Annotated in this window: 15 protein-coding genes; 12 read left to right on the top strand and 3 right to left on the bottom strand. The window is 39.1% G+C overall.

The features are described 5' to 3' along the window. Window positions 1-33: 33 nt before the first annotated feature. Window positions 34-708, bottom strand: coding sequence for an SIMPL domain-containing protein (locus JET18_RS19285; RefSeq protein WP_202093853.1), 675 nt, complete (start codon window positions 706-708; stop codon window positions 34-36). Window positions 709-934: 226 nt separating this feature from the next. Beyond that, complete coding sequence (locus tag JET18_RS19280) at window positions 935-2,689, bottom strand: amidohydrolase family protein (protein WP_202093851.1); 1,755 nt, start codon at window positions 2,687-2,689, stop codon at window positions 935-937. A gap of 473 nt (window positions 2,690-3,162) precedes the next feature. On the opposite strand from JET18_RS19280, the gene JET18_RS19275 reads away from it, so the two are divergent. The 7 genes from JET18_RS19275 to JET18_RS19245 all read left to right on the top strand — a co-directional run bounded on the left by JET18_RS19275 (window position 3,163) and on the right by JET18_RS19245 (window position 13,110). After that, window positions 3,163-4,944 (top strand): histidine kinase, encoded by a 1,782-nt coding sequence (locus JET18_RS19275; protein WP_317193276.1) that lies wholly within the window; start codon window positions 3,163-3,165, stop codon window positions 4,942-4,944. A 10-nt stretch (window positions 4,945-4,954) separates the two neighbouring features. Continuing rightward, a complete protein-coding gene (locus JET18_RS19270; RefSeq protein WP_202093842.1) occupies window positions 4,955-5,668 on the top strand; it encodes a PA3715 family protein in 714 nt (237 codons plus the stop codon). A gap of 53 nt (window positions 5,669-5,721) precedes the next feature. Continuing rightward, window positions 5,722-6,456: a LytR/AlgR family response regulator transcription factor gene (locus tag JET18_RS19265; RefSeq protein WP_202093839.1), complete on the top strand. Its 735-nt coding sequence runs from the start codon at window positions 5,722-5,724 to the stop codon at window positions 6,454-6,456. A gap of 73 nt (window positions 6,457-6,529) precedes the next feature. Further along, on the top strand, window positions 6,530-7,072 hold the full coding sequence (locus JET18_RS19260; protein WP_202093837.1) for a lipocalin family protein: 543 nt from the start codon (window positions 6,530-6,532) through the stop codon (window positions 7,070-7,072). 127 nt (window positions 7,073-7,199) lie between these two features. Further along, on the top strand, window positions 7,200-8,450 hold the full coding sequence (locus JET18_RS19255) for a CinA family nicotinamide mononucleotide deamidase-related protein (protein ID WP_202093835.1): 1,251 nt from the start codon (window positions 7,200-7,202) through the stop codon (window positions 8,448-8,450). 115 nt (window positions 8,451-8,565) lie between these two features. Beyond that, the gene (locus JET18_RS19250; protein ID WP_202093833.1) at window positions 8,566-10,623 is read left to right on the top strand and encodes a M13 family metallopeptidase; all 2,058 of its coding nucleotides are present in this window, start codon (window positions 8,566-8,568) and stop codon (window positions 10,621-10,623) included. A 390-nt stretch (window positions 10,624-11,013) separates the two neighbouring features. After that, window positions 11,014-13,110, top strand: a complete 2,097-nt coding sequence (locus JET18_RS19245; RefSeq protein ID WP_202093831.1) for a M13 family metallopeptidase — start codon at window positions 11,014-11,016, stop codon at window positions 13,108-13,110. Between the two features lie 517 nt (window positions 13,111-13,627). Here the strand turns inward: JET18_RS19245 and JET18_RS19240 are convergent. Continuing rightward, a complete protein-coding gene (locus tag JET18_RS19240; RefSeq protein ID WP_202093829.1) occupies window positions 13,628-14,674 on the bottom strand; it encodes a hypothetical protein in 1,047 nt (348 codons plus the stop codon). Between the two features lie 486 nt (window positions 14,675-15,160). Between JET18_RS19240 and JET18_RS19235 the strand changes: the two genes are divergently transcribed. From JET18_RS19235 to gldD, 5 genes are all read left to right on the top strand, one after another. Beyond that, a complete protein-coding gene (locus JET18_RS19235) occupies window positions 15,161-15,607 on the top strand; it encodes a type VI secretion system contractile sheath small subunit (protein ID WP_167443735.1) in 447 nt (148 codons plus the stop codon). 21 nt (window positions 15,608-15,628) lie between these two features. After that, complete coding sequence (locus tag JET18_RS19230) at window positions 15,629-16,990, top strand: DUF5458 family protein (RefSeq protein WP_202093827.1); 1,362 nt, start codon at window positions 15,629-15,631, stop codon at window positions 16,988-16,990. Between the two features lie 65 nt (window positions 16,991-17,055). After that, on the top strand, window positions 17,056-17,529 hold the full coding sequence (locus JET18_RS19225) for a hypothetical protein (RefSeq protein WP_202093825.1): 474 nt from the start codon (window positions 17,056-17,058) through the stop codon (window positions 17,527-17,529). Window positions 17,530-17,596: 67 nt separating this feature from the next. Beyond that, on the top strand, window positions 17,597-18,628 hold the full coding sequence (mutY, locus tag JET18_RS19220; protein WP_202093823.1) for an A/G-specific adenine glycosylase: 1,032 nt from the start codon (window positions 17,597-17,599) through the stop codon (window positions 18,626-18,628). A 44-nt stretch (window positions 18,629-18,672) separates the two neighbouring features. Next, window positions 18,673-19,230, top strand: a complete 558-nt coding sequence (gene gldD / locus JET18_RS19215) for a gliding motility lipoprotein GldD (RefSeq protein WP_202093821.1) — start codon at window positions 18,673-18,675, stop codon at window positions 19,228-19,230. The last annotated feature ends 2 nt before the right edge of the window (window positions 19,231-19,232 follow it).

Below are 19,232 nucleotides of genomic sequence, written 5' to 3'. Positions count from 1 at the left end.
CAGCCCTTTCGGACTGTCTTAAATCTGTTAATTTTAAAGGATTTCGTACCTTGTTTTAATGCTGTATTTCAGCTTGATATTCTCAATATTGTCAAAAGAAAAATCTACCGCGGCATCTGCTGCTTCCAGCTGCATATTTCTCACACTGCTTTTATAGGCTACGGGTAGAACCATATCGCTGGTATAATCTTCAATTTCGATGATTTCCAGAGGAGCTCCGGTTTTTTTACCCATACTTTCCAACAGGTAATCTGCCTTTTCTTTTGCTGCTTTTAAAGCATTGATCTTAATCGTTTTTCTGAAATCTGCTATTTTAGTGTTTTTCACTTCAGCTACATTCAGGTTGCTTACCCATTTCTGGTTCAGGTCTTCAAATATTTTGCTGATGTTCGCTTTTGTATTGGCTTTAAATTGGTAGCTCTTCGTGAACTTTCCGTTTTTAGCATATATGTTCTGGTACATGGATTTGAATTTGATGTCTTCGTTTTTAACACCTCCGTTCTTCAACGTTTCGAACAGCTTCTTTTCATTGTCTGCCAGTTCATTCTTGTTATCAGCTTTGATGCCGATGCTGAAGATGATCTCATCCGGTTCCACTTCCATTTCTGCCATTCCTGTAACTTCAATTGCATTTTTCTTTACTTCCTGTGCATTCGCAAAACTTCCCAGTGTAAAGATCCCGATTAATAAAAAATGTCTTAATTTCATAATTTTCTGTTTTAAATTCTGATGTAAAATTACTGCGATCCGGAACCCGAAATAAAGAGACTTGGTGAAATGAGCTTTTCACTTGGTGGATGGTCAAAAAAAAGACGATCCCCGTGAGAATCGTCTTTTCAAGCTTTTTGAATAGGCTTTTTTTATCAACAAACCATGTCAAGGTTCAAAACCTTGACATGGTTTCCGGCAGTAACTTCCAGCCTCCAGTCACATTTTAATATAAAAAGTAAACCTTTGAAATTTTATCATTTTTAATCTCATAGATAGCCGTTGCTTCGGTTTTCATACCCGGTCTCATTCCGGAAACACTTTCCTTATCAATAACAGAATTAAGATTCACGATCCTCTGTTTAAGCTCGCAGTGCAGATCAGGATATTTTTCAAACATAGCGGAATAGGTTTTTCTCATAGCCTCTTTTCCTTTGCTGATCAGCTTTGAAGGGAATAAATACATCTCCACATCCTCGGCATAAGGTTCCAGAAAAGCATCAATATTTCTTGCGTTGTACGCATTAAGCTGCTGCTGGGCCAGAGATTCCGGTGTGACGTTTACAATTTTTGCCAGATCTACAGGCAACCCGTTTTTCATCACCAGATCGATTTTTGTAAGATTATCCAGCTGATCAACCGGATTAGCATTCAGTAATACAAAATCGGCGGTTTTACCTGCTTCTATGCTGCCGTACTCGTTTTCTTTATTAAGGATCTTTGCAGGAATGATGGTCGCTGACTGAAGGACCTGCCATTCGTTCATCCCACTTTCTTTCATGGCTTTAAGTTCCGCAATGAAAGATGAAGCATGCTGAGTTCCGATATTTCCGGCATCGGTACCTGCAGCAAGCATTACCCCTCCGTCAGCCAGTTTTTTGAGATTGACTTTCCGGATAGAATCCATTTTTGAAATATAAGCTTTTGTTTGAGGGGTATTGAATCTTGCTTTAAACTTATTGAGCACCACAGAATCTGAGGTTTGCGTAAGATGCTTCAGGTCGTACATAGAGCCGATGCTTTCAGGATCGGAATTTTCCAGTTCGTAAGTATTGTAGACTTTCTTTTGTCCATAGGTATCATAATAATTATCCATGACCGTGAGGGTAGGGCTTACAATGACTTTTTTTGATTTTAAAAGCTTTACAAAATCATCAGAAATGATCTCATCTTCTATATTATGAACCAGAAAATCAGCACCGTTGAGTACTGCGGTTTCTGCCGTAAAGCGTTCTGTAGCATGAACGGCTACTTTTAAATTATTTCTGTGGGCTTCATCAATAACAGCTTTTATGGTTGGTTCCAGCTTCTTCGTCTGTTCTTTCTTTTTAGCAGGATCTCCCGTGATGATATACCATACTTTGATAAAGTCAGGTTTGTAGGGAATCTGTTCCTGTACCAGCTTTTTGGCATCATCAATGGATGTAAGCAGCCTGAAAGGTTCATTTTTATTGAGATTTTTAAAAACTTCCGGTTCGTATGTGGTAATCAGCGGTCCGGACATATACACTGAAGGCAGACGCTCATTGACTTTCAGGGAATCTCTAAGTTTCAGCAAATTATAGGTCGCTCCCGGATCAATGACCGAAGTAATCCCCATTTTAAGATAACGCTGCATAAGACCTTCCATATGATTATGGCTCCAGCTGATCTCTTTTTCGTAAGGAACATGCTTTCTGAGATCAAGGGCATCCGGTCTGGTATACAAGCCTCCGCTCTGAAAAAAGTGAACGTGCGCATCCGTCATCCCGGGAATCAGGTATTTACCTTCACCATTAATGACATGGGAGTTCTGAGGGATTTTAACCTGCTTGCTGGGTTTTACTGCTGTAATGGTTTTGCCATTCATGATAACAGTCTGGCCCGGAATCATCTTTTTATGGATAACATCCGCAACCGTTACATTCTGAATGTAGATCTGTGCATTAAAACTACCTGCATAAAATAAAGCTACAAGTATAATTCGGAGTTTTTTATTCATGATTTTAATGTAAGTACCAGACAAAGATAGCAAAAGACTCACGCTTCAGTGGTATATAATAAATCCCCTTTATCAAACTTTTAAAACCCCGGCTTAAAAATCAGAATGATTTTTACTCATTAACCTGAGTTCGGAATAATGCATTTTCGTTTGTATAATAGGGTCAGGAAGTTTGAAGCTGGAAGAGGGAAGTTATTGAAGCCCGAAGACAGAGATATATCGCGGTTTATTAATTTTTGAATCTACTTCTATAAATTTAAAGGCAGCTATTTAATATTATTGTGTGTAGTAACCTCCAGCCTCTAGCTTCCATCTTCCAGCCTTTTCCTCTTAACTTCTTGTCCCAAACTGGTTAAAAAAAATTACAGTACCCTATATTTCAATCAAACTTGGTGAAACAGAGTTTTGACTTGGTGGAGAATAGGATCAGATACATAAAGTTTTAGTTACTTTGCATTAAAGATCTGAAATCCGTGAATATAGTTTTTAAAATACTTTTTATCTTCATTCTGGCTGCAGGAAATTTCTGTCAGGCACAGGATTCTACGCGGGTTACCAAGGCTTATAAATCTACAGCCAGGCTGAAAAAAGCGGTAGACAATAATGATAATAAAGGCGTGGCCGACAGCTATGTGGGAATTGCCGGTGATTATTACAATCAAGGGAATTATGCCAAAAGTGAAGAGTTTTTGGTGAAGGCCAGAACGATTTACAAAAATCTCAATGATAAAAAAAATCTGGAATCCGTTACCCGGAAAATTGCCCAGTCCCAGGAAAAACAGAACAAAATAACTCCGGCGATCAGCAATTACAGCATGGCCGCCGAGATGAGCTACAGTGAAAAAAGCAAGGCCGTGAATACCAATGATGCTGCCAGACTTTCTTCTCCGACACCTGAACAGAGAGCGGAAGCCATCCAGGATAATATTAAACTCAATCTTAAAGAAAAGGATAAAGGCGATCTGGCCGAAAATTACAGTCAGCTGGCTGATGTGAATATCCAGCAGAATAATATTCCCAAAGCGGAAGAAAACCTGAACAACGCGTATGTTCTGTCTAAAAAAGAAGCACCGCAGCAGGCATTGGAGATCAATCAGAAGCTGACCAATTTCTATGTTGAAAACAGGAATTTTGAAAAAGCCATTGAAGCCAAAAAGAAAGTCCTGAAAGAAGATTTTGTGAAAGAGAATTCACAGGAAAAAGTCAATCAGATTCAGGAGCTGGCCGATATTTATATTAAGAAAAATGATCCTGAGGAAGCGGTGGTCTTACTTAAAAATGCATACGGAATTGCCCTTGAAAAAGGACATACCCTGGAAGCGCAGAAAAGTGTAAAAAGACTGGACAGCCTTTACAATATATCGGGAAATACCAATGCTTCTGTGACATTGTACCGGGATTTTCTGGGGAAACTTCCTGATCTGGTTTCAAAGGACAGAAGCCTTGTAGACAATAAAATACTTGAAGATACTGAACAGAGAATCTCACAGCTTGAAAAAGAAAAAGGGCTTAAAGACGAGCTGATCCGCAAGAAAAGTGTATTTAATTACAGCCTGATCGGAGTTCTGATCCTGCTGACCGGTTTGATCATCTTTATTTTCAGAACCCTGAAAAAAGTTCAGATTAAAAATAAAAAAATCGCCCTGCAATCGCTGAGACGTGAAATGAACCCGCATTTTATCTTCAACAGTTTAAACAGTGTGAATCATTTTATTGCGACGAATAACGAGCTGGAAGCCAACCAGTACCTGACGAAATTCTCAAAGCTGATGCGAGGTGTAATGGAAAATTCTGCCGAGGATTTTATTCCGTTCCAGCAGGAGCTGGATCTGCTTCAGAATTATCTTGCCCTTGAAAAAACACGTTTTGCCGATAAATTCGATTACGAAATTGAGGTAGACGAAAGCCTGAATATGCAGAGCCTGAAAGTTCCCGGAATGCTCATTCAGCCGTTCCTTGAAAATGCCGTCTGGCACGGGCTGCGCTACAGAAATGATAAAGGATTTTTGAAATTAAGTTTTGAAAAAGAAGACCAGTATTTAAAAATCACCATTGAAGACAATGGCATCGGGATTGAAGAAAGTAAAAAGCAAAAGACCGAGCACCAGAAGACAAGAGAAGGACGCGGGATGAAAAATACGGTAGAAAGAATCAGGCTGCTGAATGAGCTGTATAAAAAAGACATCACCTGTTCCATCAAGGATAAGGAAGGCAGCAGCGGCGTTTTAGTTCATATAAAAATCAATCTGGCTTAATAGCATGGAAATGAAGAAATATATATTCATCTGGTTTGTGATATTCACAGCAACAGTGCACGGACAGGAAATCAACAGTGTCCGCTATGAAAATATAGTGAAACATCTGAAACTGGATAAAACGAATATCAAAGAAGAGTTCTCTACCGAAAAGAAAATGCCGAACGAACAGGATTCCTATATTGCCGTTATTCCTGTCGTGCAGGAAAAAGATGGGGACGGCTTTTTTGTATTCAGGAATTATATTGTCATTACAGATGAAAACGGAGGAATTAAAAACCAGTATTTCGATCCTCATGAAATCACTTCCGATGCGGTAATGCTTCAGGAAATTACGATAGATACGGGTTTATACCATATCAGCAATGGAATCAGGGCATTTGGAGTGAAAATAAGTGTCAGAAACGGAAGCCAGCCCAATCCTTATTCATCAGAAGTCATTTCGCTGTATTATCCTGCTGGAGCCGGGATTAAAAAAGTTTTAAATAATTTAGAATTAAATACCCATGGCGGAGAATGGGATACCCGATGCAACGGGGAGTTTAATGACGAAAATTCCGTAATCATGATGGATAAAACAAAAACCAATAATTTTACAGATTTAAAGATCAAAACCATATCCGTCAATACAAAAAACGAAGAAAAAAACGGAGACTGCAAACAAAATGAAGTATCACATACCTCATACAACATCCTGAAATTCAAAAACGGAAAATACCAATAACATTTCCTTTCCCTAATCCCTAATCCCTAATCCCTAAAACCTAATCCCTTAAAATGAAAATAAAATCCGTAATCGTAGACGATGAGCTCATTGCAAGAGAAGTCCTTAGGAATTATCTCACCAAATACTGCCCGCAGATAGAAATTGTAGGCGAGGCGGAAAATATCAAAGAAGCCGTTCCTCTGATCGCTGAAGAACAGCCGCAACTGGTATTTCTGGATGTGGAAATGCCGTTCGGAAATGCATTTGATGTGCTGGAAGCAACTAAGGAGTTTTCCTACGAAACTATTTTTATCACCGCATTTTCCCAATATTCACTGCAGGCGCTTAATAAATCTGCCAGTTATTATATTTTAAAGCCGATAGATATCCAGGAACTTATTCTGGCGGTTAATAAAGTAGCGGAAAGCCTTGAAAAAAAAGAAGAACTTAACCGTAATAAAATTCTCCTCGAAAATTTAAAGTTAAAACCCGAAAAACAGCAGCTCATTCTGCCTACACTTCAGGGGTTTGATGTGGTGAAAACAGAGGATATTTTAAGGCTGCAGGCAGATGGAAACTTTACCCAGGTTTATCTTACCGATGGCTCAAAGAAAATGGTTTGCCGATTCCTGAAGCATTTTGATGATCTTCTCGAAAATCCTTTTGTAAGGGTTCACCGTTCCCATATCATCAATGCAGGTTTTGTAAAATCTTACCATAAAAGCGGAACCGTAATGCTTTCAGATGATACGGAGATTGAAGTTTCAGGCAGCTTTAAGGACAATTTCCTGAAGGTCTTTTCCTAGAATTTATTGTTCCTTAACATCTTAAAGGCATTATTTTTGAAGTTTTCATGGCAATCACGCAAAATATTCCATTATGAAGACTTTTCAGAAAATTGCTGTTCCGGTTACATTAGGTGTTTTAGGCCTGATTCTGTATCATTCCTGTTCAGCAGGTATTCCAAAAGGAGCAAAAGCAGTCAGTAATTTTGATGCTAAAAAATATTTGGGAAGGTGGTACGAAATTGCCCGTTTCGATTACAGATTCGAAAGAAATATGGACAACGTCACCGCTGAATATTCAGAAAATCCAAACGGTTCCATCCGTGTCAGCAACAAAGGCTATAATTACGTTAAAAAGGAATGGAAAGAAGCGATTGGGGAAGCCAGGTTTGTAAAAGATAAAACTGAAGCCCGCCTGAAAGTCTCATTCTTTAAACCGGTATGGGCCGGCTACAACGTGATTGATATTGATGAAGATTACCAGTATGCACTGGTGGCCGGAAGCAGTTTAAAATACCTCTGGATCCTTTCCCGTACGACAACCATCCCCGAAAGTATCAGACAAAGATTCCTTGAAAAAGCAAAAAAGCTTGGTTATAAGACGGATGAGCTTATTTGGGTGAAGCATAACCAGTAATTTTACAACAAAAGGGCAAAAGAGCGGAATAGCGATTTGGCCCTTTCTCTTTTTCGCCTCTAACCTATTTTGCCCATTCACCTTTTTTACCGTCCTTTGCAGAAGATTTTTTTTCAAGAATTACGATATGGAAAAAGCTGTTCTCATTACTATAGGTGATGAAATTCTTTCCGGAAACACGGTTGATACCAATTCCAATTTTATAGCTACCGAGCTTAAAAATATTGGCATACAGGTTACACAGATCTTCACAATATCTGATGAGATTGATACCATTAAAACTACTTTAAAAGCTGCTTTTGAGCTGGGTGACCTGGTGATTACAACAGGAGGCCTGGGTCCGACAAGGGATGACAAAACCAAAAAAGCGCTGGCAGAATATTTCAATGACGAAATTGCGCTGGATAAGGTCACATTCAATCACCTTAAAAATTATATGGAAAAGCGGGGCCGCATCGATATTCTTGAAAGGAATAAAGAACAGGCTTTCGTACCTACAAAATCTACCGTTTTTCAGAACCATTTCGGAACTGCACCCTGTATGATGATGGAGCAGGCCGGAAAATTATCTTTCAGTCTTCCCGGCGTTCCTTATGAAGTGAAACCGTTGATCAGAGATCAGATTGTTCCTTATTTAAAAGAAAAATTCAACCTTTATTATATCCACACAAGAATAGTTTCTGTAGTGGGAATTCCTGAGAGTATCCTTGCAGACACTATTGAAGAATGGGAACTGGCCCTGCCTGAAAATATGGCGTTGTCTTATCTGCCTGTTGGAACCCGTGTAAAGCTGAGGATTACAGCATCAGGAGATAACGAAGAGGCTTTGAAACAGCAGGCTGAGGATGAGATCCGGAAACTTCTTCCCCTTGTGGAAGGTCATGTCATTGCCGTGACTGAGGACAAAATAGAAAAAATACTGGCAGAACTTCTTATCGAGAGAAAACTTACGATTTCAACAGCAGAAAGCTGTACGGGTGGTGAGCTCGCAAAAATGATCACATCCAATTCCGGAAGTTCCCAATACTTTCTCGGCGGGATCGTGCCGTATGCTACCGAAAAGAAAATTGAGATTTTAAAGGTTTCCAAAGATACAGTAGATCAGTTTACTGTGGTAAGCGAGCAGGTTGCCGCTGAAATGGCGCTTGGCTGCCAGAAACTGTTTGACACCGATATTTCCCTTTCCACAACAGGCGTGGCAGGTCCGGGAAAAGGAGAGGACGGAAAAGAAGTGGGAACCGTTTTCTATACCATCAGGATCAAAGACAGGGAAGTTACCTCAAAGTTGTACATGCCTCATTTAGACCGGCTTGATTTCATGAATTTTGTTTCACAGAAGATCATCCAGGATCTGGTGGGATTATTAATTTCAGAATAAATTTTTAACTATTAAGGTTTAATACAATCCATATTGAGACCTGTTGAATTTTTATTAAAAAGAATCGTAACAAATTCTAAAAAAGACAGACATATAACAAAAAATTGCTATCATAATGAAAAAACTAACGCTTTCTTTGTTTTTATTGGCAGGAGTTTGCTCGCTGAATACAGTGAACGGACAGGCTAAAGCCGTGAAAACAGCAGTTAACAGCACAGATAAAGGCTTGGATATTAGCCTTATGGATACTTCTGTACGTCCACAGGATGACTTTTACAATTACGTAAGCGGAACCTGGATGAAAACAGCCAAAATTCCTTCCGATAAGCCAACTTGGGGAAGTTTCAATAAACTGGCTGAAGATACAGACAACAACTCAATGACTATTCTGAACTCTCTTCTGAAAGATAAATTTGCTGACGGAAGCGAGGGTAAAAAGATCCAGGATCTGTATGCTACTTATATGAACATGCAGAAAAGAAACGCTGATGGAATCAAGCCTATCCAGGAAAACCTGAATAAAATTGATGCCATTAAAAATCTTGCAGACCTTCAGAATTATCTGATTTCTGTGACCAAAGACGGAGAAAATACATTCTACGGATGGGGTGTGGATGCAGATCTGAAAGACTCTAAAATGAATGCCGTTTACTTAGGAAATGCTTCTTTAGGATTAGGAAGAGATTACTATCAGAAAGTAAACGAAAAAAATACAGAGGCTCTTGCTGAATATCAGAAGTATGTAGCTTCTATGCTTAAAGAATTAGGCTACAAAAATGCTGATGCTGCCGCTAAAGGAATCGTTGATTACGAAAAAAGCATTGCTAAAACGTATCTGACGAACGAGCAGAGCCGTGACAATACGCTTCAGTACAACCCAAGAACAATGGCTGAACTTTCAACATTGGTAAAAGGGGTGGATATTCCTGCTTATCTTAAAAAAGTTGGAGTAAGCGCTGATAAAGTGATCATCGGGGAAATCGGGTACTATAAAGATTTCGATAAATTAGTGAATGCTCAGAATCTTCCTGTGATTAAGGATTATTTGAAATTCCACATGATCCACGGAAGTGCTTCTTACCTGAGCGAAAACCTTGGAAACACGAAATTTGCCTTCTATGGTAAATATTTAAGAGGCCAGCAGGAGCAGAGAGCATTGAACAAGAGAGGATTTGAGTTGATCAACGGTACCCTTGGGGAAGCTTTCGGAAAACTATACGTTGAAAAATATTTCCCGGCTGAAGCTAAAGCTCAGATGGTGGAACTGATTGATTATTTAAAGAAAAGCTTCGCCGTTCACATCAATAACCTGGCGTGGATGTCTTCTACAACGAAGGAAAAAGCAATGAACAAACTGAACAAGTTTACCGTAAAAGTAGCTTATCCGGACAAATGGAAAGATTATTCAAAACTGGATATTGTTTCTGAAGCTAAAGGAGGAAGCCTATACGGTAACCTTCAGAATATCACAGAATGGCAATACAACAAAGATCTTGCAAAAATCGGGAAAGCTGTTGACAAAACAGAATGGGGTATGACGCCGCAGACGGTAAATGCTTACTACAATCCGGTAAATAATGAGATTGTATTCCCTGCTGCTATCCTTCAGCCGCCTTTCTTCAATCCTAAAGCTGATGCTGCTGTGAATTTCGGAGGAATCGGTGCAGTTATCGGTCACGAAATGAGCCACGGATTTGATGATTCAGGAGCGCAGTTTGATGCAGACGGAAACCTTGTAGACTGGTGGACTCCGGAAGATAAAGCCAACTTCGAAAAAGCAACAAAAGCCCTGGCCGCTCAATATGACAAATACGAGCCGGTAAAAGGAACTTTCGTGAACGGTACTTTCACAAACGGTGAAAATATCGCTGACTTAGGAGGGGTAAATATCGCTTACGATGCGCTTCAGATGTACCTGAAAGATAAAGGAAATCCAGGGAAAATCAGTGGATTCTCTCAGGATCAGAGATTCTTCCTGAGCTGGGCAACCGTTTGGAGAACCTTATCCAGCGAAAAATATATGATCAACCAGGTGAAAACTGACCCGCATTCTCCGGGATATTTCAGAAGCTTTGGTCCGCTTATCAACGTTGACGCTTTCTACAAAGCATTCGACGTAAAACAAGGAGACAAACTATACAAAACTCCGGAAGACAGAATCAAGATCTGGTAACATCCGGTAACAATAACGAACCGCTCAGCAATGGGCGGTTTTTGTTTTTTTAGGTGGCAGGTGGCAGATGTTAGGTTGCAGGTGAGGGGTTCGAGTTTCGGGTTGCTGGTTTTGGAGTTGCTAGTTTCGAGTTACGAGTTACGGGCTGCGAGTTTCGGGTTTCGGGTTATGAGCTATTGATTTCAAGATTGCTTTTTACTCAAAAACGTTACCATTCTCTAACCCCAAATACTCTCAAACCCAAAACTAGCAACCCGCAACTTCAAAACCCGCAACCCGAAACTCAAAACCCGAAAACCCCGAAACTCGCACCTCGAAAACTCTTTATCAATTATCATTAATCACTTATCATCAAAGTTTGTATATTTGATATAATCTAAATAATTTTTAATGAAAAAGCTAAATATTGGGATACTTGCTCTTTCCGGCGTTGTATTTTTAAACTCATGCGGAACGGCGAAAACGGCAGGTACAGAAACTAAAACAGAAACTACCGTAACTGCTGCAGAGCCTATGAAAGAAGAAGTAAAAGAGGAAGGGATCAATTTATCTTATATGGATAAAAATGTACGCCCGCAGGATGATTTTTTTAGCTATGTGAACGGGAATTGGGTAAAAACAACCCAGATTCCTTCCGATAAAGCAAGCTGGGGTTCTTTCAATGCGTTGAGAGAGAATGTGGATGATGCTTCACTGGATATTCTGAACACCATTTTATCCGAAACCTATTCTGAAGGTTCAGAAGGTCAGAAGATCCAGAACCTTTATGCATCTTTCATGGATGTGAACAAAAGAAATGCTGATGGGCTGGCTCCTGTCAAAGGAGATTTAGCCAAAATTGAAGCGATCAAAAACCTTAATGATCTGCAGAAATATCTCCTTGAAGCTACGAAATTAGGCGACAATTCTTTCTACGGATGGAGAGTAGGTGCAGATATGAAGAACTCTAAAATGAATACAGTGTATCTTGGCGGCCCGGATCTTGGATTGGGAAGAGATTACTATCAGAAAGTAAATGATGCCAATACCAAAACATTAGCGGAATATCAGACGTATGTAGGAAAATTATTTGGAGTTCTGGGGCATAAAAATTCAGCACAGGCTGCACAAAATGTCGTGGATTTTGAAAAACAGCTGGCCAACTACCTGCTGACGCTGGAGCAGAACAGAGATGCCAATTTAAGATACAATCCCAAAAACGTAACTGAACTTTCAGGGCTGGTTAAAAATGTCAATCTGGCAAATTACCTGAAGGATGCAGGTGTGAATACGGACAGAGTGATTATCGGGGAACTGAAATATTATCAGAATATGGATCAGTTCATCACGGATAAGAACCTTCCGCTGCTGAAAGACTATTTAAAATATCATTTAATCAACGGAAATGCCAGCAATCTGGATGATAATCTGGAGCAGATCAGATTTGATTTCTATTCCAAATATCTTCAGGGCCAGAAAGAGCAGCGTCCGATGGACAAAAGAGGACTTACTCTTGTTAATGGTGTTCTTGGTGAGGCTTTCGGTAAATTATATGTTGAAAAATATTTCACCCCGGAAGCAAAATCCCAGATGGAAACTTATATTGATTACCTTTTAAAATCATTCAAGCAGCATATTAATGATATGGACTGGATGTCTGCGGTAACCAAAGTTAAAGCTCAGGAGAAACTTTCCAAATTTACAGTCAAGATCGCTTATCCGGATAAATGGAAAGATTATACTAAGTTAAAAGTTGGATCTCCAAAACAGGGAGCGACTTTATATTCCAATCTTCAGAATGTAGCTGCATGGCAGTATCAGAAAAGCCTTGATAAAGTTGGAAAGCCTGTAGACAAAACAGAATGGGGAATGACTCCGCAAACGGTAAATGCTTACTACAACGGTTCAAACAACGAAATTGTTTTCCCTGCAGCGATCCTTCAGCCTCCTTTCTATAACCCTAAAGCAGATGCTGCAGTGAATTTCGGAGGTATCGGAGCTGTAATCGGTCACGAAATCTCTCATGGATTTGATGACAGCGGATCACGTTTTGACGGAGACGGAAATCTTAATAACTGGTGGACGGATGCAGACCGTAAGAACTTTGATGCCAAGGTAGGCCAGCTAGCCGCCCAGTACAGCGCCTACGAACCGGTAAAAGGAAGCTTTGTGAACGGTAAATTCACAAGCGGTGAAAATATCGGAGACCTTGGTGGCGTAGCAGTGGCTTATGATGCTCTTCAGATGTATTTAAAAGACAAAGGAAATCCGGGGAAGATCAGCGGATTTACGCAGGATCAGAGATTCTTTATGAGCTGGGCAACGGTTTGGAGAACAAAATCAACGGATCAGTATATGATTAACCAGGTGAAGACAGACCCGCACTCTCCGGGAGTGTTCAGGGCATTCGGTCCGCTGGTAAATCAGGATGCATTTAGCAGGGCATTCGATATTAAACCTGGAGACAAAATGTACAAAGCTCCTCAGGACAGGATAAAAATCTGGTAGAATCACCGGAAATTGTTAGAAAAGAAATGGGGCTGTCTCAAAAGGGACAGCCTTTTCGTATATTTATGAAAACTTTGCAGGGTAAATTTTATAATTTTTTTTGACGAAGATTTACTTTAGACGATGTTGAATTTAAAGGAATGCAAAGAGTTCGACTTCGTTACTGATGAAGCGAATGGATGATACGTCTGCTTAATCAAATCAATGATAATTGATTCCGTCTTTGCCACCTTAAAATATGCAATATTATAATGAAACTTTGCGTTAAATCCTTAATGAAGTTTACATTTTATCATCTGTTACAACCCCCGGGATTCAACAAAAGCTTTGCATATATAAAAATGCAGAATTATTATACGTAAAGCTTATCTAACAAATCGCTTTATCAGAGGAAAGCAAAGAAGATGGCTGTGCCATTGATGAAGCTATTGGTTGAAATTACGCTTATCACATCAACAATGCTATTGGATGCTTAGTCACAAAAAAATGCGTCACCTTTGAGCAAGTTTGCTTTCTTTTAATAGGCTTTCTTATAATTCCGGAGAACAAAATTTATTCCCGTTTCTATAATATCTCCCATGGTTTTGCAATACTTGAAATTGACGTCGTAGGTGAGTTTCTGCAAAGCTGTTTTCAGCTCTGTAACATTGGCTTCCGGGGCAATATCTTCTTTTTTCATAATAGAAATAAGTTCATCGAATCTGCTTCTGCTGCTGGTCACTCTTTTTACAATTTGGGAACGGACTTCTTTCCGATACTGTTCTATGGAATTGGGCTTCAGTTTTTCCAGGACCATATTCACCATCACGCTGTTTTCTTTGAAATACTGGGGAAGATAAACTTTCAGATTGCCTTCATAACTTTGCTGGTCAAAATCTATGGGGCGGATTCTGTAAATAACCTGATCGAAATCGTGAATAGGAATAATCACATAATTATAAGAACGCATATCACCAAGCAGCCCAATAAGGCAGCGCTCATTGAATTTTACAAATTCCTTGGAAATCTGTGCTTTCTCCAGTTCCGTACACTTGTGCAAATGATTCTGAATAAAAACATCACCGGGAATTCCCAGGATATGCTCTTCAATCAGGGTGTTTTTGTAAATCAGAAAGTTAATCCGGTTGGGTGAAAGCAGGTCTTCAATTTCCAGTCCGTAGATGCGGGAAGCATCGGCCTGTTTAATATAAAAATTGGTATGATTGTCGTTGAGAATATTCCTCACCCGGATCCGGAAAGGTTTGGAGTTTCCAAAGGTGCAGAAGTCGATGGTATCTACTTTCAGATAGGGCAGAGTAGCTTCGTCTCCATCAGAATGAAGAAGCGTGTAGATCTTGTTTAAATTGGCTTCTATTTCTTTAAATTCATATTCAGAATACAATACACCAAGCCACAAAGTATCTTTGCCCTCCTTATCAAGAATCCTCACACTGTCGCTGAACCTGAGCAGGTCTTCATATAAAAACTGAATCTTGGTGGTTCTGTTATGCTTTTCCAGATACTGCTGTAATGCTTCTGAAACAGGATATATGGGTTTTCTAAACGCGATCTTTACATCTTTCATGACTCTGTTTACTTTGTTTAAATATAAAGAATATTTTTTCCCCTCACCGGAGGAATTCTTATTTTAATAGGAGTCATGGATAAGATATTTTGTTTTTAATGATATCAGGAAACCGGAAAAGGAGGGTGTTGAAACTAAAATCAGCACTGCAAACAGTTTTGTAGCCTGAGCATGGCAAGGTTTAACCCTTACCATAGTTAACTTCCAGCCTCCCTTTTCCAGCTTCCAGCCGGATAATATTAATTTCTGATCCGGACTGCTTAAGTTTATTTATTTTTTCATAGTTTAGTGACATCGTAAAGTCATGATTTTACGATATATATAATATGGGTTAATTTAAATATTTCAAGAAAAATCTTGACAAAATTTTGTATGTTACAGTTTTTTTTTAAATTTAAACATTGGATTGGTAATTTATTTGATTCATCAGTAAATTACTCAAAGACAGATCCAAACCAAAATCAGAAATCTCAAAATAATAATAATATGGCAATGTTTAATTATGGTGTTGGCGGAAACGAGGTAAAAGTAGACGCTAATGAAGCTATTCAGGAAATACAGGAAAACAAATCTCTGATCGTAAGCCAGCTTACTACAGAAGAATCTTATACCCCTGAAATCGTTACAGGATTAAAGACGGTGGATGATGTTTTCAGACATTTCCAGCCTTCTGTGGCCGTACAGCACGAAACAGAAGATGGAGGCGTGGTAGAAGAAGAATTCCGTTTTCAGAATCTTGCAGACTTCACACCCAAAAACCTTACTCAGAAATCAGATTATCTGCAGCAGCTTAGCATGGAACAGGAGCAGTACAATAAAATCGTACGTCAATTGAAAACCAATAAGATTCTGCGTAATATGCTGGAGAACGAGCAGACGAGAGCTGCCTTCATCGAAGTATTGAAAGATGTGGCACAAGAACTTGAAAAATAATTATTTACACTAAATCAAATCATGGATAGCAAATTACAGGCACAAGAAAGCCAACAGCAGGGTCAGCAGCAACATGCAGGGCAGCCGAAAGGCAACCCGCTTGCGGAGCTTAATAAAATGGGAGGTTTTGGCTTTGTTGAATCCGTTGTAGACGGTATCGCCAATATGAACCCAACGAGAAAAGCAAGGAAAGAAATTTTCCTGAACGACAATAATAAATCAGATGAAAGAAAAGAACTTCTTCAGAAAATAAACCTTTGGGTAAGTCTTTTGGAAGGAAGTGAATCTGCAGATAAAATGGCTGATACGTGCAAAACCAAAGCACAGGCAGCCGATCAGAATTTAAAGACCAACTTAAAAAATACACTGGATTCCGTTCGTTTGCTGGAAACTAACTACAGAACTGTAGCTCAATTCTACAAAAACACAGAATTGGATAAAGTGGATAACGTAAGCATCGTGAATGCAAGTCTTGAACAGGTTTCAGATCTGGATAATCCTTTATTTATCGATGCTATTTCCGAAGAATTCAAGAACTACTATGACCGTTTAGACCTGAGAGACAACTATTCTATCCTGGCTATACCTGGATATTTAGGGTCAAATAAAGTCATCGAAAAATGGGCAAAAATCTGTAACGAGAATAAAGTAATGATGGTTACCGATTTCGCTAACCTTGATAAGCCGGATGACGTGGTAGATTTATTCCACTCTGCTAATCTTACAGGTGGAGAGCTTCACAGAAGTAACGTGATCATGACGTGTAACTGGCTTGTGGGAAGAGGAAAAGCTGAAGAAGTAGGAGAAGAGGAAAATGTAGAACTTCCACCTTCCACTTCATTGGCCGGAAAAATCCACAAAACGCTGATGTCTCAGGTAGCAGCAGGTAAAAAACATGGTAACATCAACGAAGTAGACGCTGTAAAATTCGAATTGAAGAAAAGTGAAATTTCTCAGTTGGAAAAAATGGGTCTGGTTCCGATGGTTAACGAATATGGAAAGATCATGGCATTCTCTGCCAAAACATTATTTACAGGAGATAACATCGGTCTACAGACCTATTCTGTAGTACGAGTATTCGACTACGTAACTAAAGTTTTACTTGACTTCCTGAACAGAAGAGCTTTCGAAAACTGGAATGCCAAGAACGAAGATGATCTGAGAAGACAGATCGTTACTTTCCTTGACAATATCAAAGGTCCGGATAAATTGATTGAAAAATTCAAAATTGTTCGTTTCGAGCAGGACAGAGTAAACAAAGACAGAGTATGGCTTGATATCCGTATGACTCCTTATTTTCCTACTAAAAGTTTCGTTATCAAATTGGACGGACACAAAGGAGATGATGGCAACGAGTGGGATGCACAATATACTCAGGAATAATAATATACCAACTTTTAATAATAAAAACCGATGCATTTCACATCGGTTTTTTACTGCCAATTCATATGAAAATTAATGTGATCAAAAAAAGTTCAGTCTTTTTCCTGCCTCTGTTCATGCTCTTTATTTTATCAGCATGTGAAAAAAAATACCAGGCACCGGATCATTATTCGGTGGATCTTTTTAAAGGCGAACGCGAAGAGGGAAAAGCTTATGTTATGAATGAAGAAGAATGCTTTGACGGCAGCGAGCTGGTCATCGCAAGTTCTGCTGTAAAGCTTGCAGACAGTTCAAAAGGAAGAGGCAAAACATTCTTTCTGTATAAAGTAAGATCCGGAAAAGTTCTGAAAACAGTGAGAGATTCTGTGACAGATTATCCTTTTATGTTCCTTTCCCAGCAAAGACTCAAGCTTAAAAATGATTCGATATATCTCTATCTTAAAAAGCTGGACGGCTACAGGTTTATTGCCGCAGAACGAAATCTAAAATACGAATGGCTGAAAGCAGCGCCTGTATACTCCGTGAAAAAGGATAAATAGTTTTATCTTTGCAGAGAAGAATTAAACGTCTGTAAATTCACGAAGCATCCATAATGAAGAAGAACCTTTGGAAAAAATAGAAAACGATAACTTCAGACACATAGGAAACAAACTCCTCAGCTGGTACGGAAAAAATGCAAGAGATCTGCCATTCAGACAGACTAAAGACCCTTATAAAATCTGGATCTGCGAAATTGTTTTTCAGCAGACAAGAATCAGTCAGGGGCTGAATCACTATAATAACTTTATCAAAAGATTTCCGGACGTAAAAACATTGGCAGAAGCTGATGAAAATGAAGTTTTACTGTATTGGAAAGGGCTTGGATATTATTCAAGAGCTATTAATATTCATAAAGCTTCACAGCAGATTATGAATGACTACCAGGGTAGTTTTCCTGCTGAGTATGAAGAAATTTTAAAATTAAAAGGAATCGGAAAATACACCGCAGCTGCAGTTTCAAGCATCTGCTTTGGAGGGAGAATGCCTGCTGTGGACGGGAATTTCTACCGTGTTTTAAGCCGTATTTTTGCCGATGATTTTGATATTTCCAATTCTAGGGCTTTTACCTATTTTTCACAGCTTGCAACCTTGATTATGCCTGAAAACGTGGGCGATTTTAATCAGGCCATGATGGATCTGGGCTCTGAAATCTGTAAACCCAAAAATCCTCTCTGCGGTGAATGCCCCGTTAATGATGACTGTCTGGCCTTTACCATGGAAAAAATATCAGAATATCCGGTAAAAACGAAAAAAGTAAAAACGGAAGACCTGGCTCTGACGTATTATTTTGTGCACAGAAACGGACAGTTTTTGATCCGGCAGAGAAAAGACGATTTTATCTGGAAGAAATTATTTGAATTTCCACCGGCAATTTCTGCTGATCTGGAACCCTTTATAAAAAATGTGAAAACAATTACGCATAAGCTTACCCACAAGAATCTCACCATTGAAATTTCAAATGTTGAGGTGGATTCAGAAGCGGTCTGGAACAGCTTTATAGTACAGAATCAGTACATGATTACAGACTTTGAAGCCTCCCATGACAAATCTTTTCCCAAGCCTTTGGAAAACTACATTCAAAACTCACTGAAAGACTGAAATTTGTCTCCCAAAATCTAAAATCTAATTTGTACTTTTGCAAAATGATAAAAAACGTCATTTTTATTTTTGTGTCACTGCTTTTAATTTCCTGTGGGAAAGACCACGTTCCCAAGCCTTCCGGTGAACTCCGTCTTGAGTACCCGGAGCCAAGGTATCAGAAATTTGAAAACAGCTGTGCCTATACTTTTGAATATTCGGATTTTGCAAGGATTACAGATGCTAAAAAGCCGTGCTGGTATTATATCAACTACCCGAAAATGAAAGCAAAGCTGTTCGTGACGTATTACCCTATCCAGAATGATTTTGCAGATCATATCAAAGAAACAGAAAAGATGGTGTATGAACACACGATCAAGGCAAGCTCCATAGATACCAAATCATTTGAATATCCGGACAAAAAAGTCTACGGAAATTTCTATGAACTGAAGGGGCAGAGCGCTTCCAATCTTCAATTTTACATTACAGACAGCACAAAACACTTTGTGACTGCTTATTTATACTTTAACACAAGGCCGAAACCTGATTCTTTGGCCCCGGCGGTGAACTATATCAAAAACGATATGAAACACATGCTGGACACTTTTGAATGGAAAAAATAATA

Source organism: Chryseobacterium endalhagicum (genome assembly GCF_016745235.1).
Classification (GTDB): domain Bacteria; phylum Bacteroidota; class Bacteroidia; order Flavobacteriales; family Weeksellaceae; genus Chryseobacterium; species Chryseobacterium endalhagicum.
The sequence above is the reverse complement of the archived record's forward strand: the minus strand, read 5'-3'. Positions and strand labels throughout refer to the sequence as shown.